Origin of the sequence: Salinicola sp. DM10 (genome assembly GCF_017306975.2) — a bacterium.
In the GTDB taxonomy this organism is placed as follows: domain Bacteria; phylum Pseudomonadota; class Gammaproteobacteria; order Pseudomonadales; family Halomonadaceae; genus Salinicola.
Genome location: NZ_JAFLEN020000001.1, coordinates 1,960,554 through 1,983,347, shown reverse-complemented (window position 1 = coordinate 1,983,347; position 22,794 = coordinate 1,960,554). Strand labels below are relative to the sequence as shown.

The 22,794-nt window shown below is 65.5% G+C and carries 18 protein-coding genes; 9 read left to right on the top strand and 9 right to left on the bottom strand.

The features are described from left to right. Positions 1 to 285: 285 nt before the first annotated feature. Positions 286 to 975, bottom strand: a complete 690-nt coding sequence (locus J0A90_RS08825) for an FMN-dependent NADH-azoreductase (RefSeq protein ID WP_207033604.1) — start codon at positions 973 to 975, stop codon at positions 286 to 288. Between the two features lie 182 nt (positions 976 to 1,157). Here J0A90_RS08825 and J0A90_RS08820 point away from each other — a divergent pair, with 182 nt between their 5' ends. After that, entirely contained in the window at positions 1,158 to 2,072 is a 915-nt protein-coding gene (locus tag J0A90_RS08820) for a LysR substrate-binding domain-containing protein (RefSeq protein ID WP_207033603.1), read from the top strand. 88 nt (positions 2,073 to 2,160) lie between these two features. On the opposite strand, the gene J0A90_RS08815 is transcribed toward J0A90_RS08820, so the two are convergent. Next, complete coding sequence (locus J0A90_RS08815; RefSeq protein ID WP_207033601.1) at positions 2,161 to 2,463, bottom strand: hypothetical protein; 303 nt, start codon at positions 2,461 to 2,463, stop codon at positions 2,161 to 2,163. Between the two features lie 179 nt (positions 2,464 to 2,642). On the opposite strand from J0A90_RS08815, the gene J0A90_RS08810 reads away from it, so the two are divergent. Continuing rightward, positions 2,643 to 3,845: an ABC transporter substrate-binding protein gene (locus tag J0A90_RS08810; RefSeq protein ID WP_035474775.1), complete on the top strand. Its 1,203-nt coding sequence runs from the start codon at positions 2,643 to 2,645 to the stop codon at positions 3,843 to 3,845. 460 nt (positions 3,846 to 4,305) lie between these two features. On the opposite strand, the gene J0A90_RS08805 is transcribed toward J0A90_RS08810, so the two are convergent. The 5 genes from J0A90_RS08805 to typA form a co-directional block, all read right to left on the bottom strand. Next, positions 4,306 to 5,601, bottom strand: a complete 1,296-nt coding sequence (locus J0A90_RS08805) for a branched-chain amino acid ABC transporter permease (protein WP_207033598.1) — start codon at positions 5,599 to 5,601, stop codon at positions 4,306 to 4,308. Next, positions 5,601 to 6,599, bottom strand: coding sequence for a branched-chain amino acid ABC transporter permease (locus J0A90_RS08800; RefSeq protein WP_035474777.1), 999 nt, complete (start codon positions 6,597 to 6,599; stop codon positions 5,601 to 5,603). Before J0A90_RS08800 ends, J0A90_RS08805 begins: the two co-directional genes overlap by 1 nt. 39 nt (positions 6,600 to 6,638) lie before the next feature. Next, positions 6,639 to 7,343, bottom strand: a complete 705-nt coding sequence (locus J0A90_RS08795) for an ABC transporter ATP-binding protein (RefSeq protein WP_207033596.1) — start codon at positions 7,341 to 7,343, stop codon at positions 6,639 to 6,641. A 65-nt stretch (positions 7,344 to 7,408) separates the two neighbouring features. Then, positions 7,409 to 8,179: an ABC transporter ATP-binding protein gene (locus tag J0A90_RS08790; protein WP_035474779.1), complete on the bottom strand. Its 771-nt coding sequence runs from the start codon at positions 8,177 to 8,179 to the stop codon at positions 7,409 to 7,411. Positions 8,180 to 8,533: 354 nt separating this feature from the next. Next, positions 8,534 to 10,378, bottom strand: coding sequence for a translational GTPase TypA (gene typA / locus J0A90_RS08785; RefSeq protein WP_035474780.1), 1,845 nt, complete (start codon positions 10,376 to 10,378; stop codon positions 8,534 to 8,536). A gap of 488 nt (positions 10,379 to 10,866) precedes the next feature. Between typA and J0A90_RS08780 the strand changes: the two genes are divergently transcribed. Continuing rightward, the gene (locus tag J0A90_RS08780; protein ID WP_207033593.1) at positions 10,867 to 12,444 is read left to right on the top strand and encodes a transporter associated domain-containing protein; all 1,578 of its coding nucleotides are present in this window, start codon (positions 10,867 to 10,869) and stop codon (positions 12,442 to 12,444) included. Continuing rightward, positions 12,423 to 13,010: a nucleotidyltransferase family protein gene (locus J0A90_RS08775; RefSeq protein ID WP_233076634.1), complete on the top strand. Its 588-nt coding sequence runs from the start codon at positions 12,423 to 12,425 to the stop codon at positions 13,008 to 13,010. Before J0A90_RS08780 ends, J0A90_RS08775 begins: the two co-directional genes overlap by 22 nt. Positions 13,011 to 13,267: 257 nt before the next feature. On the opposite strand, the gene J0A90_RS08770 is transcribed toward J0A90_RS08775, so the two are convergent. Then, the gene (locus tag J0A90_RS08770; protein ID WP_207033591.1) at positions 13,268 to 14,263 is read right to left on the bottom strand and encodes a polysaccharide deacetylase family protein; all 996 of its coding nucleotides are present in this window, start codon (positions 14,261 to 14,263) and stop codon (positions 13,268 to 13,270) included. A 437-nt stretch (positions 14,264 to 14,700) separates the two neighbouring features. On the opposite strand from J0A90_RS08770, the gene glnA reads away from it, so the two are divergent. The 5 genes from glnA to J0A90_RS08745 all read left to right on the top strand — a co-directional run bounded on the left by glnA (position 14,701) and on the right by J0A90_RS08745 (position 21,400). Continuing rightward, positions 14,701 to 16,107 carry a glutamate--ammonia ligase gene (glnA, locus tag J0A90_RS08765; protein WP_233076632.1) on the top strand — a complete coding sequence of 469 codons (1,407 nt, stop codon included), beginning with the start codon at positions 14,701 to 14,703 and terminating at the stop codon, positions 16,105 to 16,107. Between the two features lie 190 nt (positions 16,108 to 16,297). After that, positions 16,298 to 16,861: a DUF4124 domain-containing protein gene (locus tag J0A90_RS08760; RefSeq protein WP_233076630.1), complete on the top strand. Its 564-nt coding sequence runs from the start codon at positions 16,298 to 16,300 to the stop codon at positions 16,859 to 16,861. A gap of 158 nt (positions 16,862 to 17,019) precedes the next feature. Further along, on the top strand, positions 17,020 to 18,063 hold the full coding sequence (glnL, locus tag J0A90_RS08755) for a nitrogen regulation protein NR(II) (RefSeq protein WP_207033587.1): 1,044 nt from the start codon (positions 17,020 to 17,022) through the stop codon (positions 18,061 to 18,063). Between the two features lie 88 nt (positions 18,064 to 18,151). After that, on the top strand, positions 18,152 to 19,561 hold the full coding sequence (glnG, locus tag J0A90_RS08750; protein ID WP_035474784.1) for a nitrogen regulation protein NR(I): 1,410 nt from the start codon (positions 18,152 to 18,154) through the stop codon (positions 19,559 to 19,561). A 90-nt stretch (positions 19,562 to 19,651) separates the two neighbouring features. Then, positions 19,652 to 21,400: an alpha-amylase family glycosyl hydrolase gene (locus J0A90_RS08745; RefSeq protein ID WP_207033585.1), complete on the top strand. Its 1,749-nt coding sequence runs from the start codon at positions 19,652 to 19,654 to the stop codon at positions 21,398 to 21,400. Positions 21,401 to 21,447: 47 nt separating this feature from the next. Here J0A90_RS08745 and J0A90_RS08740 read toward each other — a convergent pair whose 3' ends face one another. Further along, positions 21,448 to 22,557 carry a cobalamin-independent methionine synthase II family protein gene (locus J0A90_RS08740; protein ID WP_207033583.1) on the bottom strand — a complete coding sequence of 370 codons (1,110 nt, stop codon included), beginning with the start codon at positions 22,555 to 22,557 and terminating at the stop codon, positions 21,448 to 21,450. Positions 22,558 to 22,794: the final 237 nt, after the last annotated feature.

Below are 22,794 nucleotides of genomic sequence, written 5' to 3'. Positions count from 1 at the left end.
CTCAGAAGTGAAACCGCTTAGCGCCGATGGTAGTGTGGGGTCTCCCCATGTGAGAGTAGGTCATCGTCAGGCACCTATACCGAACCCCAGTCTCGACAGAGACTGGGGTTCACTCGTTTCTGGGACCTGAATCCTTCGAAACCTTTCCCCCCTACGCGGCCCAGGCCCGCTGCCCTTAACTTATCCCCATCCCCTTTGTTGAGCGCCGGCGATGAGCGGTCGTAATACGCCATGAGGCCGCCATTGATTGGCATCCTTGGCCCAATAAATATCCCGCTGTCGTACTCAGGCGGGGCAGGGCTCCTCTATGGCCTGCAGACTTGCGACCAGTTTTTCTACCTGCCCGAGCGCCTCTCGGATGGAACGTTGCAGACGTTCGCCACCCTCTTCCTGGTACTCGATGGCGATCTCGTGGAACCGTTCGATCCCGATCAATTCCAGGGCGGTGCGCACGCTGGCTTCCAGATGGTTCATGTGCGCCATCGTCCCGCCGGCCCCCAACCCGTGCCCGCCGCGGGAAGAGAGAATCACTGCCTGGCGCGGTCGGTCATTGAGCAGCGGGAGCACCGGGTGTTCCAGGTTGCTGGGGTCGAAACCGATCGTGCGGCCCAGGCGGACGATCTGGTCGATCCATGCCTTGAACGGTGCCGGGTAGCTGTAGTTGTAGAGTGGTATCCCCAGTACCAGCAAGTCGGCGTCGATCACTTCGTCCACCAGGCGGTCGCTCTCGGCGAGCGTCTGGTGCATTGCCAGCGTACGACTCTCCTGCGGGGTAAAGGCTGCCGCGATCCAGGCTTCATCGAGATAGCTCGGCGGCTGGGCGCCCAGGTCGCGGCGGGTCACCGGGTCGTCGGGCCGGGTCGCCTTCCACTGTTCGATGAAGTGATGCGTCAAGCGGCGGCTCAAGGAGCCATGTTCGTGGGTGCCGGCGCGGCCCGGCCGCGGGCTGGCATCGAGATGGAGCAGTTGAGTCATGGTGTTCTCCGTAGATGAGGGGCAGGTTCGTTCGGCCCAGCCAGGCGCTCTTGGTCCGGCTTGGAATGAGCCTGCTTCAGCCTTGGGTGGCTTCACCACCATGAAATCCCACTCGCATCGGGGCGACAAACGACCATTTCTTGCCATAATGAGCAAATAAAACTCATCCATGAGGTGGTGCCATGAGCGCGCGTAAACTGCCCTCGCTCTCTGCGCTGCGCGCTTTCGAAGCGGCGGCGCGCCATCTCAGCGCCAAGCGTGCCGCCGCGGAGCTGTCGGTGACGCCCACCGCCATCAGCCACCAGATTCGCCATCTGGAGTCGCAGCTAGGCGTTGCGCTATTCATTCGTCAGCCGCGGCAGCTACAGCTCACCGTACAGGGGCGAGAACTGCTTGCCGCTGCCAGCGAGGCCTTCGATACTCTGGCGGCCACGGTGGCGCGCCTGCGTCTGCAACCTGCGCCTCTCAGTGTCACCCTCTCGACCATTCCGGCGGTGGCCGCGCGCTGGCTGCTGCCACGGGTGAGCGAGCTGCGCCAGGCCCATCCGGATCTCAATCTCAACCTGCAGATTTCCCACCATCTGGTGCCGCTGGATGGTGTCGCGGCGGATATGGCGATCCGCTACGGCGCCGGTAGCTGGCCAGGGCTCGAGGCCGAGAAGCTGTTCGACAATACCTTCGTGCCCGCCTGCAGCCCGAGCCTGGGCGTGCGCGGCCATGCGGATTTGCACCGCGCCACGCTGATTCACTACGAGCCGCCCAATCACAAGGGCGCGCTGCTCAGCTGGGGTGCTTGGCAGACGCTGGCGCGCGTCCCCGAACTGGAGATCGGCCAGGGGTTGGTGTTCTCGGATGAAACCCACACCATCGCTGCCGCCCTGGGGGGCCAGGGCATTGCGCTGATGAGTCGCACGCTGATCGCCGAGGAGCTGGCCGATGGGCGCCTGGTAGCGCCGTTCGGCCCCGAACTGCCAGGCGAGCCGTTCCATCTGGTATATCCGCCGGCACGGCGTGACGAGCCCGCTATTCGTGCTGTGCGCGAGTGGGTGATGGGGCTGGCCGAGGGTGACCAAAGAGGTCGTGATGAAAAGGCGTGAGAAGATACTGTCAGAAGAGATTGCGGGAAAAGGCGCGGCGCTGGCGCCTTGGACAAGAACGCGGCGGCCCTGAGCCGCCGCGTTTGGTTCAGTCGTCTTCGTCGCGGGGGGATTGGAAGGCGCGCTTGTCATCGGGCAGGCGCACCATGTCGCCCAGGTTGAGGTCGCCGTGGCTGTCGTGGCGTTCGCCGTCGTCGCCGATCAGGGCGGCGATCTTGCCGATGCTGACGCCATCCTTGTAGGCCTCGACCTGGATGCGCACGGTGGCACCGTGGTAGCGCGCGGTGAGGATCATTCCGGGCTGTGGCTCGACCCGGTGCTGTTCGTCCTTGGCGTAGTGGGCGTCGACACTGGCACCGCCCGGGGCGTCCCACTCGACATGCTTGTGCATGCGTTTCTCCTTGTCCAAGAGGTTCATGTGCTCCTAGCGTAGCGCGCTTTGCCCGCGTCTGCCGCGTGGTGACCTCGCCGAAAGACGCACGCCACGGGTGAGCGCAACGCTTGTCTTTTGCCCGCGCCGGCAGCACAGTTGAAAGGTCTTTCGTAACCCAACAATGAGTGACAACAACGATGAAAAAGACAGTCATGGCACTGGCGGTCGCGGCGGCCTCGGTGTGCAGCATCGCGGCGCAGGCGGACGTCAAGGTAGGCTTTCTCGGCGGTTTCACCGGCGGTATCGAGAGCCTGACGCCGCCGATCTTCGACGGTGCCAAGTTGGCGGTGGCCGAGGTCAACGAGCAGGGCGGGCTGCTGGATGGCGAAAAGATGGTGATGCCGTCCGGCGATACCACCTGCTCGGATGCGGCCGCGGCCTCCAACGCCGCCGACCGCCTGGTCAACAGCGAGAAGGTGACCGCGATCGTCGGCGCGCTGTGCACCGGGGCGACCATCGCGGCGGCCAACAACGCGGCGATTCCGGGTGGGGTGGTGATGGTCTCGCCGGCCTCCACCGCGCCGGCGGTGACCGATCTCGCCGACAACGATCTGGTCTTCCGTACCGTGCCTTCCGATGCCTTCCAGGGGGAGCAGCTCGCCAAGCTGCTGCTCTCCAAGGGGATCGACAATGTCGCCGTGACTTACGTCAACAATGACTATGGCCAGGGCCTCGACGGCGCCTTCACCAAGACCTTCGAAGCCGAGGGCGGTACCGTTGCCGCCAACCTGGCGCATGAAGACAACCGGGCCGACTACCGCTCCGAGATCGGGCAGCTCGCGGCCAGCGGTGCGCCGACCCTGGTGGTGCTCGCCTACGCCGACACCTCGGGCCAGACGATTCTGCGTCAGGCCTACGAAAGCGGTGCCTTTACCCAGTTCGCGGGTGGCGATGGCATGGTCGGCAACTCGCTGGTGGATGCGGTGGGCGCCGATGTGCTCGAGGGCATGATCGCCACGCGCCCCGGGTCGCCGCAGTCGCCGGGCACCGAGACCTTCACCAAGCTGGCAGAAAAGGCCGGCATCGACCCCACCGCGGTGTTTGCTGCTCAGTCCTACGACGCTGCCTTCCTGCTCGCCATGGCGATCGAGAAGAACGGCAGCGCGGATCGCGAAGGGCTCTCCAAGGCACTGCGCGAGGTCGCTGGCGCGCCGGGCGAGAAGATCCTGCCGGGGGAGTGGGCGAAGGCCAAGAAGCTGATCGACGCCGGTAAAGACGTCGACTACGAAGGGGCCGCCGGTGATGCCGAGTTCGACAAGAACGGCGACGTGCCGGGCGTGGTAGTCGAGATGGCGGTGGAGAATGGCAAGTTCGTCACCAAGGGGCCGGTGGGTGAATGAACCGATCGATGAATAAATAGCGTCACCAAAGGGCCGGTTGGTGAATAAGCCGATTGGTGAATAAATAGCGTTATCAAGGAGCCGGTTAGCGAGTCACCGCACCGGCGCCACCCGGAATAGAAAAATCCGGGGCAGGAAAAACCCCGAGTCGGCGGCTGCTGGCTCGGGGTTTTTGGTTTCCACGTCAGAGGGTGTTTACAAAATGCCTGCGCTCGACGATACGGCGTTGAAATCGACCTCACTGAACGAAGTTCAGAACGTCCGAAGGACGGCCCGAAGGGCGAGCGGAGCGAGTAAAGTACTCATTTACACCGCGTAAACTCCGTCTTTTCGGCCGATTTCGCCTTGTCTCGCCTTCGCTCGTCGAATTTGTAAACACCCTCTCAGTCCGAAGTGTTCGGCGCGATGGGCGCTCGTCGCGATGAGCGCCCATTGGGGTGGGCGCCCGTCGCCGTGAACGTCAATCGTGCTGGGCGACCCGTTCCGGGATCATCCCGCGCGGGGCAAAGCGCAGCACCATCAGGATCAGCAGCCCGATCACGAAGACCCGCGCTTGCAGTGCGCGGCTATCGAGATTGCCCGGCTGCCAGCCGAACCAGTCGCCGCCCAGAGCGGTCACCAGATGCATCAGCGCCAGCGCCAGCGGGCCGGACATGATCCAGATCACGTAGACCAGTACCGCGCCGAACAGGGTGCCCAGGTTGTTGCCCGGCCCACCCAGAATCACCATCACCAGTACCAGGAAGGTGTGGTTGAGCGGCAGATAGCCCTGGGGGTCGAAGATCCCGGTGAAGCTGGTCAGCACCGCGCCGCCCAGCCCCATCAGGATACAGCCGAAGACGAAGATCTCCTGGCGCCGGCGGTTGATCGACTTGCCCATCGCCGCGGCGGAGACTTCGTTGTCGCGGATAGCACGGATCATCCGCCCCCAGGGCGCGTGGTAGGCGCGGTGGAGCAGGAAGAAGATCACCGCGATCAGCACCGCGGTCACGCAGAAGTAGAGCGCGCGGGCGGTGACGAAGCCGACCTCGCCGGGGTCGGGCACCGGCCACGGCAGCGGGGAGATGGTGGCGGTGCCGCGGGTCAGCCAGTCGGAGTTCTTGAGAAACGCCTTGATGATCTCGGCGATGCCCAGGGTGGCGATGACCAGATAGTCGCTGCGCAGCCCCAGGCAGATATGCCCGATCACATAGCCGATCCCCCCGGCGAGCACGCCGCCGACGATCCAGCCGAGCCACACCGGTAGCCCCAGGCCGCCGATGAACTCCACCTGGGACTCGATATCGCCAGTGACGTTGCGCAACCAGCTGATCACCACCAGATAGGCGATGAGCGCGACGACCACGGTGAGCAGGGTGCGCAGCCAGCGCGGCACGCCGAGCCGGTCGATGCGGCTGACGGCGAAGACCAGCGCGACCGCGGCGACGATTGCCAGCAGCACCCAGCCCAACCGGCCCGGCAGGTCGCTGGCCCAGAAGGCGTGATTGACCGGAATGCTGAAAAAGGTGGCGGAGAAGCCGCCAAGGGCGACGAAGCCCATGATGCCGGCGTTGAACTGACCGGCGTAGCCCCACTGGATGGTCAGGCCGAGGGCCAGGATGGCGTAGCAGGCGGCCTCGACCATCATGCGCGTGGCGTAGGCCGACCCCATGCTGGCGAAGACGGCGAGCACCACCAGCGCCAGGCCGCCGAACAGCAGGATCTCGCGGCGGGGGAAAGGGCGCTGGGACGGCGTCTGTTGGGTGGACGGATTCATTAGATCACCTTCCCTTTGAACAGGCCGGTCGGGCGCCAGATCAGCACCGCGATCAGAATGAAGAAGGGCACCACGATCTTGTACTCGGTGCCCACCAGCGCCAGGTTGTTGGGCAGCTCTATCCAGCTCGGCAGGCTATCGCGCAGCGGGCGCAGCAGCACCGACCAGTTGAATACCGCCAGGGTCTCGGCGAAACCGACCAGGAAGCCGCCGGCGATGGCGCCGTAGGGGTGGCCGACGCCGCCGACGATCGCCGCGGCGAAGATCGGCAGCAGCAGGAAGAAGCTCAGGTCCGGCTTGAACGCCACATCCAGCGACAGCAGCGTCCCCGCCAGGGTCGCCAGCGAGCCGGCGATCACCCAGGTCAGGGTGATGATCAGCTTGGTATTGATGCCCGAGGCGCGGGCCAGGTCGGGGTTGTCCGACATCGCCCGCATCGCCTTGCCCAGGCGCGCCCGGGTCAGGAACAGATGCAGCCCGATCACCGCCACCAGGGTGACCACGAACAGGATCACCTGCGGCTCGGTGATGATGATCGGGCGCGTCACGCCGGGCAGCTCGATGCGAAAGATCGCCTTGCGCGCCTCGACGTAGAGGCTCTCCGCGCCGGTGCCGGAGAACAGCCGGATCAGCCCCTGCAGCATCAGCGTGACCCCCAGCGAGGCGATAACCATCACGATCGGTTTGACCCCGTGGGCACGCAGCGGCTGGTAGAACACGCGGTCGATGCCCACCGCCACCAGCGAGGTGAAGATCATCGCCAGCGGCAGCATCACGATCGCGGTGGGCAGCCCCAAGGCGTCGCCGGCGTGGGGAAAGGCCAGCGTCAGCAGCAGCACCACGAAGGCGCCCAAGGTCATCATGTCGGCGTGGGCGAAGTGGGCGAAACGCAGGATGCTGTAGATCAGCGTCACCCCGATCGCGCCCATGGCGTAGATGCAGCCGGTCACGCTCCCGGCCACCACCACATAGTTGAAGAAGTAGATCAGCTCATTCACGGCGAAATCTCTTGTCCTGTCGGCATGGCAGCGGCGCTCTCAACCGCCGAGGAAACTCTTGGCCACCTGCGGGTCGGCGAGCAGCGCCTCGCCGCTGTCGGTGAAGCGGTTCTGTCCGGCGGCGAGCACGAAGCCCCGGTGGGCGATACGCAGCGCCTGCTTGGCGTTCTGCTCCACCATCAGCACCCCGACCCCGGTGGCGCTGATGCGCTTCACCTGCTCGAAGATCTCGTTCATGTAGCGCGGCGAGAGACCGGCGGTGGGCTCGTCGAGCAGCAGCACGCTGGGTTCGTTCATCAGCGCCCGGCCCATTGCCACCATCTGGCGCTGGCCGCCGGAGAGTTCGCCCGCGGGCTGGTGGCGCTTGTCGTAGAGCGGCGGGAAGATGTCGTAGATCTGGCGCTTGAGCCGCGACACCGTGGCCGGCTTGAGAAAGGCGCCCATCTCCAGGTTTTCCGCCACCGTGAGGCTGGGGAAGATGTTCTTCTCCTGGGGCACGAAACCCATCCCGCGCTCCACCAGCTTGTGCGGCGGCAGGTTGGTGATGGGGTCGCCGCGCAGGCGAATCTCGCCGCCGGTGATGGTGAGCAGGCCGAACACGGCCTTGAGCATGGTCGATTTGCCGGCGCCGTTGGGGCCGACGATGACCCCGATCTCGTCGGCTTCGATCGCCATGTCGACGCCGTTGAGAATGTTCATGCCGCCGTAGCCGCCATGAACGTCGATCGCTTCGAGTAGTGGCATGGTGAGCTCGTTTGTTATTGAAGCGGTTGGCGCGCCGGGCTGCCCGACACGCCGGCCATGAGGCGTCAGGCCGTGGTGGCCCCGAAGTAGGCCTCGATGACCGTCGGGTCGTTCTGGATCTGCGCGATCGGGCCCTCCATCATCACCTGGCCCTGGGCGAGCACGATCACCGGATCGCACAGCCGCGCGATCATGTCCATGTCGTGCTCGATCACCAGGAAGGTGTAGCCGAGTTCCCGATTGAGCCGTTCGATGTTGCCCATGAGATCGCCCAGCAGGGTGCGATTGACCCCGGCGGCGATCTCGTCGAGCAGCACCACGCGGGCATCGGTCATCATGGTGCGGCCCAGTTCGAGCAGCTTCTTCTGCCCGCCGGAGAGATTACCGGCCAGCTCGTTGCGCACGTGGGCGAGGCCGACGAAGTCGAGCACCTCGAGCGCACGGCGGCGGGTCTCGGCCTCCTGGCGGCGCACCTCGCCCGGCTTGAACCAGGTGCTGAAGAGGTTCTCGCCCTCCTGGCCCGGCGGCACCATCATCAGATTCTCCAGCGCGCTCAGATGGCTGAACTCGTGGGCGATCTGGAAGGTGCGCAACAGCCCTTTGTGGAAGCGATGGTTGGCAGTGAGATGGGTGATCGGCTCGCCGTCGAGCAGGACCTCGCCACTATCGGGCATGAGGCTGCCGGCGATGATGTTGAACAGCGTCGACTTGCCGGCGCCGTTGGGGCCGATCATGCCGGTGATCGAACCGCGGGCGACCTGGATGGAGCAGTCGTCGATGACGGTCAGACCGCCGAACGACTTCTTGATGTTGCGGACATCGATGATCGGAGTCATCGCGTCTCCCCTGCAGCGTTGTTGATATTGTGCTGTTGCTGGCGTATTGGATGTGCTTGGTCTTGGACTTGGACTTGGGCTAGCGCTTCTGGCTCTAGGATGTGTCTAGAGAGTTTGTCTAGAGCGTCTATCTAGAGAGCCTGGCTAGCGTGCTGCTGTCCTGTTTCCTGTCGCTTTGAGGTTAGGTGTTGGGTCGGCACTTGCCGCTTTTTTTGATCGTTCAAACGCAAAAAGGCGGCAACCCGCCCGATCAGCGCCGCCGCGGGTGGGCAGGTCAAAGCCTGCCGGCGCGGTGGCGATGGGTGCGAGTGCCGCCCATCTTAATCCGATTTCGGAGCGGGTATCAGCCCTTCCTCAATTCTTCTTGGCGCGCTTGCGCTCGTTCTCGGTCAGATACTTCTTGCGCAGACGGATGTGGTTGGGAGTGACTTCCACCAGTTCGTCGTCGTCCAGGAACTCGATCGCCTGCTCCAGCGAGAAGCGTACCGGCGGGGTCAGGACGATGTTCTCGTCGTTGCCGGAGGCGCGCATGTTGTCGAGTTTCTTGGCCTTGGTCGGGTTGACCACCATGTCTTCGGCGCGGTTGTTGATGCCGATCAGCATGCCTTCGTAGACCTCGGTGCCGTGCTCGACGATCAGCTTGCCGCGCTCCTGCAGGGCGTAGAGCGCATAGGCCAGCGCCTTGCCGGACACCATCGACACCAGCACGCCGTTGCGGCGCTTGATCATGGCGTCGGGCTTGAGCGGGCCGTAATGGTCGAAGCGGCTGGTCAGGATGCCGGTGCCGGAGGTCAGGGTCAGGAACTGGCCACGGAAGCCGATCAGCCCGCGCGCGGGGATGATGAAGTCCAGGCGCACACGGCCCTTGCCATCCGGATTCATGTTGGAGAGCTCGCCCTTGCGGTAGCCGAGTTCTTCCATCACCGAGCCCTGGTGCTGCTCTTCGCAGTCGATGATCACCTCTTCGTACGGCTCCTGCTTGACGCCGTCGATCTCGCGGATGATCACCTCGGGGCGGCCCACGGCCATCTCGAAGCCTTCACGCCGCATGGTCTCGATCAGGACCGAGAGGTGCAGCTCGCCGCGGCCGGAGACCTTGAACTTCTCCGGGCTGTCGCCCTGCTCGACGCGCAGCGCCACGTTGTGGATCAGTTCCTGGTCCAGACGCTCCTTGATGTTACGGCTGGTGACGAACTTGCCGTCCTTACCTGCGAACGGCGAGTCGTTGACCTGGAAGGTCATGGAGACGGTCGGCTCGTCGACGGTCAGCGCCGGCAGCGCCTCGACCGCGGCGGTGTCGCACAGGGTGTCGGAGATCGCCAGATCCTCGATCCCGGTGATGCAGACGATGTCACCGGCGGTGGCCTGCTGGGTCTGCACCCGCTCCAGACCCATGTGGGTCATCACCTGGCCGATCTTGCCACGGCGGGTGTTGCCCTCCTTGGTGATCACGGTGATCTGCTGGTTGGGCTGGACGCTGCCGCGCTTGATGCGGCCCAGACCGATGACGCCGACGTAGCTGTTGTAGTCGAGCGCCGAGATCTGCATCTGGAAGGGGCCGTCGAGTTCGACCTTGGGCGGCTCGACGATATCGACGATCGACTGGAACATCGGCGTCATGTCGTCGGCCAGCTGGTCCGGTTCCATGCCGGCGATGCCGTTGAGTGCCGAGCAGTAGATGATCGGGAAGTCGAGCTGGTCATCGCTGGCGCCGAGGTTGTCGAACAGGTCGAAGATCTGGTCGATGACCCAGTCCGGGCGTGCGCCGGGGCGGTCGATCTTGTTGACCACGACGATCGGCTTGAGGCCCTGGGCAAATGCCTTCTGGGTCACGAAGCGGGTCTGCGGCATGGGGCCGTCGACGGCGTCGACCAGCAGCAGGACCGAGTCGACCATCGACATCACGCGCTCGACCTCGCCACCGAAGTCGGCGTGTCCCGGGGTGTCGACGATGTTGATGTGGTAGTCGCGGCCTTTGCCGTCGTTCCACTGGATCGCGGTGTTCTTGGCCAGGATGGTGATGCCGCGTTCCTTTTCCTGGTCGTTGGAGTCCATGATCCGCTCCTGGCCTTCCGCTTTGCGGTCCAGGGTGCCGGATTGGCTCAGCAGCTTGTCGACGAGCGTGGTCTTGCCATGGTCGACGTGCGCGATGATGGCAATGTTGCGGATGCTCTCGATGCGAGCGTCAGTGTCACTCATGGGGCGGTATCCATATAAATGTGTGCGCCCACGTTGGCTGTCGATCGCCTGTTGGCACGGGATCGACGAATGACCCTGGGCACGGGTAGGAAGGTCGGCCGCGCATTGTACAGGCAAGGGCGCGAGACTGGCTACTTTCGTCGTGTAGACCGTGGCGTAGAGATCGCAAGTCGCTGGTCTTGATGGCAGTTTCCCGCGTGTGCGATGACATTTCGATGGCGATCGCCGCCGATGCCATCACGCGACGGGATTCCCTTTGGCCGCTGCCGGTCCTAGACTGGCCGCTCCATAGTCAACGAGGGACCTGGCTTGTCCACGTCTAACGACGACGGTTGTCGTCGCTCCACCGCGCTTTTTCTCTCCGCGCCGGCGTGTTTTCCGGCGCACTTTCGACCCCGCCCGTGTGCTCGCCCCCGGCGACCCGGCCGGCCCCCTGGCGCGGCGCGTGTCGCGGCGCCGACGTGCTTCACCGCCGCGGGTGAACGGCGATGATGCACTGGTTCGAATTCTCCTGGATGCTCGAGCCCGCCGCCTGGGCGGGGCTGCTGACCCTGGTGATCATCGAGATCGTACTGGGGATCGACAATCTGGTGTTCATCGCGATTCTCGCCGACAAGCTGCCGCCGGCGCAGCGCGACCGCGCACGCGTCTTGGGGCTGTCGCTGGCGCTGGTCATGCGTCTGGTGCTGCTGGCGGCGATCTCCTGGCTGATGGGGCTGACGCGGCCACTGTTCCGGCTCTTCGAGCACGGCTTCAGCGGGCGTGATCTGATCCTGATCGGCGGCGGGCTGTTCCTGATCTACAAGGCTACCAGCGAGCTGCACGACCATCTCAATGCCGCCACCGCCCACCAGGGGCGCAACCGCGGCCACTACGCCGCCTTCTCGGTGGTGGTGGCACAGATCGTGGCGCTCGATGCGGTGTTCTCGATCGACTCGGTGATCACCGCCGTCGGCATGGTCGACCATCTGATGGTGATGATGATCGCGGTGATCATCGCGGTGGGGCTGATGCTGCTGGCGAGCAAGCCGCTGACGCGCTTCGTCGGCGAGCACCCCACGGTGATCCTGCTGTGTCTCGGCTTTCTGCTGATGATCGGCTTCAGCCTGGTCGCCGAGGGCATGGGGCTGCACATTCCCAAGGGCTATCTATATGGTGCCATCGGCTTCTCGATCCTGATCGAGCTGATGCACGAGTGGCGCCGGCGCAACGAGGATCGCGCCGGTGCCCGCCTGGGCGCGCGCCGGGCGCGGACCGCGGATGCGGTGATGCGCCTGATCAGCGGGGGCGACATGAGCCTGGAGCAGCGTACCGGTGAGGCGCCGCGCGACGAAGGCGATGACGCCGATGCGGCGGTCTTCGGTGCCGACGAGCGACGCATGGTGCGCGGCGTGCTGTCGATGGCGGACAAGCCGATCAGCGCGGTGATGACCCTGCGCCGGGACCTCGACTGCGTCGACCTGGACGAACCGCTCAGCGTGCAGCAGACGCAGCTGCGCGAGAGCACCCACGCCACCCTGGTGGCGATTCGGGGCGGTGAGCGCGACGCCCCGCTCGGCGTGGTGCACAAGAAGCGCCTGATCGACACGCTGCTGACCCAGGCGCCGCTGGCGCTGGAGACGCTGGTCGAACAGCCGCTGGTGCTGCTCGAGAACACCAGCCTGGTCGAAGCGCTGCGCCAGTTCCAGCGCAGCGGCGCGCTGATCGCCTTCGTGGTCGACGAGTTCGGCACCCTGGAGGGCGTGGTCACGCTGTTCGATATCCTCATGGACATTGCCGAGGAGGACCCCCAGGCCCAGGGCGCCCAGGCCAAGATCCGCCAGGTCTCGGCGGATTGCTACGAGATCGATGCCAGCGAGGATGTGGTCGACGTCAACCAGCAGCTGCCCGAGCCGCTGCCGCTGGGGCGCAACTACACCAGCCTCGGCGGCCTGGTGGTCGACCGCCTCGAGACCCTGCCCTATATCGGCGCGCGGGTGGCGATCGAGCGCTGGCAGATCGAGGTGCGCGATGTCGAGCGCCATCGCATTCGCCGGGTGAGGCTGTGTCTGGCCCAGCCCGAGTGAGTGCCGGGCACGCGGCGGCGCCCGCCACCGCGTGCCTGCTGGTGTGGATCGCGCAGGACCCCCGGCGCCTGGCCGCCCTCCATCAGGCGCGCGAACTGGCGCTGCCGGATGCCTGGCTTGCCGCCGGCTTCGTGCGCAACTGCGTGTGGGACCGGCTGCACGGCTACGCGACGCCCACCCCGCTCAACGATATCGATCTGATCTATCACGACCCTGACGACACCCGCGAGGCCCGCGACCGAGCGCTGAGCGAGCGGCTGCGCGCAGCCAGCGGGCAGCCGTGGTCGGTCAAGAACCAGGCGCGCATGCATCGGCGTCACGGTCACGCGCCCTATGTCTCGGCGAGCGATGCGATGCGCTACTGGGTCGAGCGCGAGACCGCACTGGGGGTGCGTCTGGAGGCGTCCGGGGCACTGCGTCTGAGCGCCCCGTTGGGGCTCGACTCGCTGCTGGCGGGGCGGCTGACACACAACCCGCGCCACGGCGATGTCACGGTATTCCATCGGCGTGTCGCCGAGAAACGCTGGCGAGAGCAGTGGCCTCGACTGAAGGTCATGCCGGCCTGAGGCGGGTCGACGAGCCGAGCGCACTCCTTTTCATCACAGCGCCCGGGTTCATCACAGCGTTCGGGTTCATCACAGCGTTCGGGGCCAGACAGCCTCCGGATAAGAAGAAAGCCCCTAGGGTTTGTACGAAAAGTCATCGAGCGAAGGCGAGACAAGGCAAAAATCGGCGAAAACGCGGAGTTTACGGGGTGTAAATGAGCATTTTGAGCCGATTTTTAACGCCGTATTGCCGAGCGCAGGTAGTTTTCGTAAAAAGCCTAGTGCGGCAGATGCCCCAGCAGCCAATCAAACAGCCTGCCGGTGCTGCTGGCCAGCGGTTGGCCGATGACGAAGCGTGGCAGCCGCCGGGTGTCGCTGCCGGGTTCCAGCCAGCCGGGCGTGCGCGTCAGCCAGCGGGCATCGGCATCGAGCCGGGTGAAGCGGTCGAGGGTGGCAATATCGCCGGGGTCGGTGCAGGCACGGATGCTCAACGGCTCGCGACACAGCCGCGATAGCCGCTGACGCCCGGTCTGCAGGGCGCGCCGGGCATCGGCGCTGGCGCCGAGGGCGGCGACGTCGGTCAACTGGCCGAAGCGCAACAGTCCTGCCTGATCGAGCCGGCGCACGCTGAAGGCATCGAGTGCCGGCTCCATCTGGTCTTTGCCTGCCAGCTCTTCCCGCCACAGCGTCTGGGCGATCTCCTTGAGGCGCGGCGCCTGTGCCGCCGGCTGCGCCTGCAGATAGTCCGCGATCGCCTGGCTCTTGCGCTCGTCCTGCCCGCCGCGAGGCGCGCCCGGCAGGTCGAGTTCGGCGAGCCGGGTCGCGACGCGGCCGCCGTCGCTCTCGTCGTGCCACAGCGCTTCGGCGATCAGTGTGCGATCCGGCATCCAGGGTTGGCGAACGGTGGGGTCGGGCAGAAAGACACTGGCGGGGAAGGCCAGCCGTTCCAGCAGCGGATGCAGCCGCGTGGCGACATCCCGCCAGCCGCCGTCGATGGTCAGCGCTATGCGCGGCAACTGGTCGTGATGCAACTGCAGGGCACTCTCGAGACTGACGATCTGGGCGCTCTCGGTGAGGGTAGCAACGAGATGCGCCAGGCTCTCCGGCCCCAGGCAGGTATCACGTCGATGCGGTAGCCGTGCTTCGTCTTCGCTGTCGAGCACGCGGTTGAGCGCCAGAATCGCGCTGCGCCCCCATAGCGGCTCACTCAGGCTGCGCCGCCAATGGCCGCGCAAGCGTTGTACCACGTCCTGTGGGCGATCCAGCCTGGGCATGTGTAGCCTTCCGTGATCAGGTGGCGACGGGGGCGCCCGGCGCCCTCACTGCAGTATCTCTGCCCGGCGCGCCGTGGAAAAGGGCCTGGCGCAAACTTGCATGAGCGAGTCGTGCGTCAAATTGGTGCAGGCTGGCTTTTTGGCTGGCGCTTTTGGTGCATTCATCTGCGTATGACGCACCAGTATGAACCCTCGGCGCGTCTTCGGCGATTTTAGTGCATCGGAGTGACAGCAAAAAAACTCCACATTACAGGGTCTTATTATTGTGGCAGGTGCATTTGCCTCATTTTGGCACATTACTTGCTCTTGTTTCGTAACACGCTTTATCGATCCGCGGGCAGTGATTGCGCGCATGGGCAAGTGCCCGGGTCACATGCTAAAAAGCGGTGTTGGACATTCGCCAACGAATCGAGCCATGGCTCACAGTGGAGGAAAACATGTCTGAGAAAACCCTCGCCCTTATCGAAGAACACGATGTCAAGTGGGTCGATCTGCGCTTTACCGATACCAAGGGCAAGGAGCAGCACGTCACCATTCCGGCCAGCGCCGTCAACGCTGAGTTCTTCGAAGATGGTCAGATGTTCGACGGTTCTTCCATCGAAGGCTGGAAGGGCATCAACGAATCGGACATGATCCTGCGTCCGGAAGACGGTACCGGCTTCCTCGACCCGTTCACCGAAGACGCCACGCTGATCCTGCGCTGTGACATCATCGAGCCGGCCACCATGCAGGGCTACGAGCGTGATCCGCGCTCCATCGCCAAGCGCGCCGAAGCCTATCTGAACAGCACCGGCCTGGGCGATACCGCCTTCTTCGGCCCGGAGCCCGAGTTCTTCATCTTCGACGAGGTCCACTTCAAGTCCGACATCGAAGGTTCGATGTACAAGATCACCTCGGAAGAGGGTGCCTGGGCCACCGATCGTCAGATCGAAGGCGGCAACCTGGCGCACCGTCCGCGGGTCAAGGGTGGCTACTTCCCGGTACCGCCGGTCGACAGCTTCCACGACATCCGCAGCGCCATGTGCAACACGCTGCAGGCGATCGGCCAGTCGGTCGAAGTGCACCACCACGAGGTCGCCAACGCCGGCCAGAACGAGATCGGCGTCAAGTTCAACACCCTGGTGAAGAAGGCCGACGAGGTTCAGGAACTGAAGTACGTGGTCCACAACGTGGCGCACGCCTACGGCAAGACCGCGACCTTCATGCCCAAGCCGCTGGTCGGTGACAACGGTTCCGGGATGCACGTCCACCAGTCGTTCTGGAAAGACGGTCAGAACCAGTTCGCGGGTGACGAGTACGCCGGCCTGTCCGAGATGGCGCTGTACTACATCGGCGGCATCATCAAGCACGCACGTGCCCTGAACGCCTTCACCAACGCTTCGACCAACTCCTACAAGCGTCTGGTGCCGGGCTTCGAAGCGCCGGTCATGCTCGCCTACAGCGCGCGTAACCGTTCTGCCTCGATCCGTATTCCGTACACCTCCAACCCGAAGGCCAAGCGTGTCGAGACGCGCTTCCCTGACCCGACCGCCAACCCGTACCTGGCGTTCTCGGCGATGCTGATGGCCGGTATCGACGGCATCAAGAACAAGATCCATCCTGGCGATGCCATGGACAAGAACCTCTACGACCTGCCGCCGGAAGAGGGCAAGAAGGTTCCGACCGTCGCCAACAGCCTGGATCAGGCGCTGGAAGCGCTGGACAAGGATCGCGCCTTCCTGACCGAAGGTGGCGTCTTCACCGACTCCATGATCGATGCCTACATCGAGCTGAAGGGCGAAGATGTCGAGCGTCTGCGCATGACCACGCATCCGGTCGAGTTCGAGCTCTACTACAGCCTGTAATCGACGGCGTTCGCGCACGACGACAAGCCCCACTTCGGTGGGGCTTTTTCGTCTGCGGCCGATAGAGAGCGGAAACGCAGCGCCGAAACGACAAGCGGGGGTGATACCGATGCGCAGCGATACCCAATGTGAGGCTCGGTGCGGGTGGCGCCGGCGTGAGCGGTCCGCAAGACGTGTGCTGAGGGGCGTCATGGCGGGCGTGACGGTCGCGGTCATGGCCATCGGCGTGGCGCTGGCGGCGCCGGTCTACCGGCATATCGATGCCCAGGGCAACGTGGTCTACAGCGACCGCCCGGCCAGCGGCGAGCGGGTCGAGCTGGCGCCGATCAGCGTGGTCGACCCGCAGGGGGAGGCTGAGGGGGCCTCGGGGATGGTGCCGTCGTCGCCACCGCGCGAGGCGTCGGCGCCCGAGGCGGCAGCGTCTTACACGCGCTTCGAGATCGCCAGTCCCGCCGACGGCACGACCCTGCCCACCGGGCGCGCCGGCGACGTGCAGGTGCGTCTGGCCATCCAGCCGCCGCTGGCGGACGCCGACCGCGTGCAGCTGCGCGTGGACGGCGAGGTGCGCCAGTCGCCGATGCGTACCCAGGTGTTCGCGGTGAGCGGCCTGGCGCGCGGCGAGCACCAACTGCTGGCGGAGATCGTCGATCCCCAGGGTCAGGTGCAGCTGGCCACGCCACCGGTCACGCTCTACGTCCAGCGCGCCAGCGTGAATCTGCCCGCCAACCCGAATCGCGCCAACGGTTCGAAGTGATCCGCTCCTGGACCGACTCGCCTTGAATCCAGTGCGCCATTTTGGTGCATTGACGATAGGATAGCGCGGCCCCCAGGCCACCAAAGCCCGCCGGCGTGGAGGTGGCGCGGTTCTTGCACTGAATCAGGACATGGCGGATCACCACGATGGATCGACGTATGTATCAACGCTTGCTGGAACATCTGACGACGGCGGTCGTGCTGCTCGACGAGCGGCTCCAGGTGCGCTGGCTCAACCCCGCTGCCGAGGCGCTGCTGGCAGCCAGCCGGCCGCGGGTGGTGGGGCAGTGGCTGGAGTGTCTGGAGGGCGAGTCGGGGCGGGTGCGCGAGGTGTTGAGCAAGGCGATGCACGAATTCCACCCCTATACCCAGCGCGAGGCCTCGCTGTCGCTGCCCGGCGGCGAGACGATCACCGTCGACTTCACCGCGACGCCGATCACCAGCCGCGAGCTGCTGCTGGAGATCGAACCGCGCGACCGGCTGCTGCGTATCTCCCGCGAGGAGGCGCTGATCGCGCGTCAGGAGACGGTCAAGGTGCTGACCCGTGGGCTGGCCCACGAGGTCAAGAATCCGCTGGGCGGCATTCGCGGCGCGGCCCAGCTGTTGGAGCGCGACCTGCCCGACCCGCAGCTGGCGGAGTTCACTCGTATCATCGTCGAGGAGGCCGACCGCCTGCGCGATCTGGTCGACCGCATGCTCGGCCCCAACACCCTGGTGCGCCACGAGCCGCTCAACGTGCACAAGGTACTGGAGCGGGTGCGCGCGCTGCTGGAAGCGGAGCACCCCAGGCTCGCCTTCGAGCGCGACTACGACCCCAGCGTGCCGGATCTGATCGGCGACGAAGCGCAGCTGATCCAGGCCACGCTCAACGTCGCGCGCAATGCGGTGCAGGCGATGACCGAACACGCCACCCCCGAGCCGCGGCTGACCCTGCGCACCCGAGTGCGGCGCCAGTTCACCCTGGGCGCGGAGCGCCATCGCCTGGTGTGCGAGATGGCGATTCTCGACAACGGCCCGGGGATTCCCGAGCCGATCCGCGAGACGCTGTTCTTCCCCATGGTCTCCGGGCGCGCCGAAGGCAGCGGCCTCGGGCTCTCCATCGCGCAGTCGATCCTGCACCAGCACCAGGGGTTGATCGAGTGCGAGTCGCGCCCCGGGGCCACCGAGTTCCGTCTGCTGATTCCGTTCGAGGCGCCGGTTTGAGCGCCTCTCGCTACCCCCGCGGGCGCGCAAGGACGCGCTCTGCCGCCATCGCCACGAGCGCGATTCATCTTAATGAAGGAGGAGTGTCATGAGCGATGTCGCCCGTATCGTGATCGTCGACGACGATCGTGCCATCCGCTGGGTCCTGGAGCGGGCGCTGGCGCAGCCGGATCTGGAAGTGAAATCCTTCGAGCGTGCCGACGCCGCGCTGGAGGCGATCGAGCGCCAGCCGCCGGAGGTGCTGTTGACCGATATCCGCATGCCGGGGATCGACGGGCTCGATCTGATGGCCAAGGTGCGCGAGAAGCACCCGGACCTGCCAGTGATCGTGATGACCGCGCACTCTGACCTCGACAGCGCGGTGGCCTCCTACCAGGGCGGTGCCTTCGAGTATCTGCCCAAGCCGTTCGATGTCGACGACGCCCTGGCGCTGGTGCGCCGTGGGGTCGCCCACGCCCGCGAGCGGCGCTCGCCGGCGGCGCTGCCGGAGGGGCTCTCGGCGGAGATCATCGGTGAGGCCCCGGCGATGCAGGAGGTGTTCCGCGCCATCGGCCGGCTGTCGCAGTCGCACATCACCGTGCTGATCAACGGCGAGTCGGGCACCGGCAAGGAACGGGTGGCCCAGGCGCTGCACCAGCACAGCCCGCGCCGCGGTCAGCCGTTCATCGCCCTCAACATGGCGGCGATCCCCAAGGATCTGATGGAGTCGGAGCTGTTCGGCCACGAGAAGGGCGCCTTCACCGGTGCCACCTCCCAACGTCGCGGACGCTTCGAGCAGGCCGACGGCGGCACCCTGTTCCTCGACGAGATCGGCGATATGCCGGCCGATACCCAGACTCGGCTGCTGCGCGTGCTCGCCGACGGCGAGTTCTATCGGGTCGGCGGGCACACCCCGGTCAAGGTCGACGTGCGGATCATCGCCGCGACCCACCAGAACCTGGAGACCCTGGTCGCCGACGGGCGCTTCCGCGAGGATCTGTTCCACCGTCTCAACGTGATCCGCGTGCACCTGCCGCGGCTGGCCGAGCGGCGCGAAGATATCCCGCGGCTGGCCCAGCACTTTCTCGCCGAGGCCGCCAAGGAGCTCGCCACCGAACCCAAGGTGCTGACCCAGGAGGCGACCGCGCATCTCACCCGGCTGCCGTGGCCGGGCAACGTGCGCCAGCTCGAGAACACCTGCCGCTGGCTCACCGTGATGGCCTCGGGGCGCGAGGTGCTGGTCGACGATCTGCCGCTGGAGCTGCGCGATCTCGACGGCGTGGAAGCGCCCAGCGGTGACTGGCGCGCGGCCTTCCGCGAGTGGGCGGATCGCGCCCTGGCCGCGGGCCACACGCATCTGCTCGAAGAGGCGGTGCCGGACTTCGAGCGTATCCTGATCGAGACCGCGCTCAAGCACACCGGCGGACGCAAGGGTGAAGCCGCAGAGCTGCTGGGCTGGGGGCGCAACACTCTGACGCGCAAGTTGAAGGTGCTTTTGCCGGCGCTGGCGGACGATTGAAACCGAATTTAACCTCGATCATAAAAGCGGCTAGTCTGACACGACGCCCGGTGTTGTGACCGGGCGTCAATCCATCACCCAGGGGATGCCATGATCGAGAACACCGCCTGGTGGCGTGGCAGCGTCATCTATCAGATCTACCCGCGCAGCTTCATGGATGCCCGCGGTGACGGCGTCGGCGATCTGCCGGGGATCACCTCGAAGCTCGACTACGTCGCCGAGCTGGGGGTCGATGCGATCTGGATCTCGCCGTTCTTTCCCTCGCCGATGAAGGACTTCGGCTACGACGTCACCGACTATCGCGGCGTCGATCCGATGTTCGGCTCCTTCCACGACTTCCAGATGCTGCTCGAGCGCGCCCACGAGCTGGGGCTCAAGGTGATCATCGACCTGGTGCTCAGCCACACCTCCGATCAGCACCACTGGTTCGTACAGAGCCGCAGCTCGCGCGACAACCAGAAGGCGGACTGGTATGTCTGGGCCGACCCCAAGCCCGACGGTACGCCGCCCAACAACTGGCTGTCGTTCTTCACCGGCAGCGCCTGGACCTTCGATAGCCGGCGGCGCCAGTACTATCTGCACAACTTCCTGTCGTGCCAGCCGGATCTCAACTTCCACAATCCGGCGGTGCGCCGGGCGCAGCTCGACAACGCACGCTTCTGGCTCGACATGGGCGTCGACGGCTTTCGCCTCGATACCTCCAACTTCTACTTCCACAGCCAGGGGCTCGAGAACAATCCGGCGCTGGGCAGCGGTGAACTCAAGACGCCCAGCGTGCCGGCGTCCAACCCCTACGCCATGCAGCGCCACCAGTTCGACATCAGCCAGCCCGAGAACCTGGGCTTTCTGCGCGAGCTGCGTGAGCTGATTGAGGAGTACCCCGGCACCACCACGGTGGGCGAGATCTCCGACGACCGCCCGCTGGAGCGGATGGTCGAGTACACCACCGGCCACGACCGCCTGCACATGGCCTACACCTTCGATCTGTTCGATGCGCGCTTCGAGGCCAAGCAGCTGCGCGATGTGATCGAGCACTTCCAGTACTACGCCGTCGATGCCTGGCCGTGCTGGGCGCTCTCCAACCATGACGTGATGCGCGTGGTCTCGCGCTGGACCGATCACGAGCATCTGGAGCAGCACGGGCCGCTGGTGGCGCGGCTGGCCACGGTGATGCTCTGCTCGCTCTATGGCAGCGTGTGTCTCTATCAGGGCGAGGAGTTGGGGCTACCCGAAGCCGATGTGCCCTACGAGCGGCTGGTCGACCCCTACGGCCTGGCGCTGTGGCCGGAATACAAGGGACGCGATGGCTGCCGCACGCCGATGCCGTGGAGCGAGGGCGACCGCGGTGGCTTCTCCAGCGTCGAGCCCTGGCTGCCGGTGGATGTTCACCATCGCCGCCTGTGCGTGGATCGTCAGCTCGCCGACGCCGACAGTACCCTGAACGTGACCCGCGCCTTTTTGCACTGGCGTAAGGCGCAGTCGGCGATGGTCGACGGCACCCTGATCCTCTCCGACTTCGACGACGAGCTGCTGGGCTGGCTGCGTGTCTCCCGCGATCAGGCGATCCTCGCGGTATTCAACCTGACCGCCGAGACCCGCACCACCGGGCTACCCGAGGGCGCCGGGGAGATCGTCTATCGCCAGGGCTTCAGCCCCGAGCTGGCGGAGAGGCAACTGACGCTGCCGCCGTTCCAGGCGGCGTTCATCGAGATCGCCCGCGATAGCATCGACCCGCGAGCGCTGATCGAGCAGGAGCCGGATCTCGAGCGCAAGGGCTTCCTGAGCCGTCTGCTGGGCTCGCTGATGGGGCAGGAGGAGGGCGGCACGCGGCCGAGCTGAGGCCGCGCGTCGCCGGATTAGGCCGGGTGAGGATGGGGCGTGACGCGTTACGCGCCCCAGTAGTCGCGGGCGAGATCCACCACCAGCCGGATCTTGTCCCACTGGGCCTGCTCGGCCAGGTCGTTGCCCTCCTCGGTGGAGGCGAAGCCGCACTGCGGGCTCAGGCAGAGCTGCGACTTGGCGACGAAACGGCTGGCCTCGTCGAGTCGCGCACGCACGCCGTCGGGGTCTTCGAGGTCGCCCACCTTGGTGGTGACCAGACCGAGCACCGCCTGCTGATGGCCTTCGGGAATGAAGCGCAGCGGGTCGAAGCTGCCGGCACGATCACTGTCGTACTCCAGGAACCAGGCATCGACGCCGACCTGGCCGAACAGCGTCTCGGCCACCGGCTCGTAGCCGCCTTCGCTGATCCAGGTGGAGCGGAAGTTGCCACGGCAGACGTGCAGCGAGACGAACAGGTCATCGGGCTTGTCGGCGAGGGCATGGTTGAGCATCTCGGCGTAGATCGTCTGCAGCCGGTCGGGGTCGTCGCCCCGGGCGCGGGCGGCTTCGCGCTCCTTCTCCGAGCAGAGATAGGCCCACACGGTGTCGTCGAGCTGCAGATAGCGGCAGCCGGCCGCGTAGAAGGCGCGGATCGCCTCGCGATAGGCGTCTGCGGTGTCGGCGAAGAAGGCGTCCAGGCTCGGATAGACATCGCTGTCGATCTTCTTGCGGCCACCGCGGAAGTGCAGCACGCTGGGGCTGGGAATGGTCATCTTGGGCATCGCCGTGGCCACCTCGGCCAGATAGCGGAAGTGCCCGAGCATCGGATGATCGGGGTTGAAGCCGACCTTGCCGTCGACCCGGATCTGCTTGGCCCCGGTCTGCATGCCCTGGAACTGGATACCCTGCTCACCGACGAAGCCGGTGACGCCGTTTAGCTGTTCAAGAAAATCGAAGTGCCACCAGGCACGCCGGAATTCACCATCGGTGACCACCGCAAGGCCGGCCGCCTCCTGCTGCTCGACCACCCGGCGGATTTCGCGGTCCTCCACCGCGGCGAGTGCAGCCGCATCGATCTCGCCCTGCTGATAGCGGGCGCGGGCCGCCTTGAGTGCCGCCGGACGCAGAAAGCTACCGACGATATCGGCTCGGAATGGGGGATGCGCTTGTGACATGGCAGTTTTCTCCGGTAGTAATGCGACGGCATGCTGAGGGTGCTAATAGTGCGTGAGGAGTACGATCGACACCAATGAAGGCGCTTCACGCAGATCATGCACGGCGTTCACCTTGGCGCTCGAGACCGCCGAGGCTTCATCGGCGCTGACGTTTGGCGATAAGACTTTAGTGGTAGAATCGTCGGCATTCCGACTCAACCCGTCGCGCCAGCGCGCGTCGGTTCGCGTTCGTTTTTC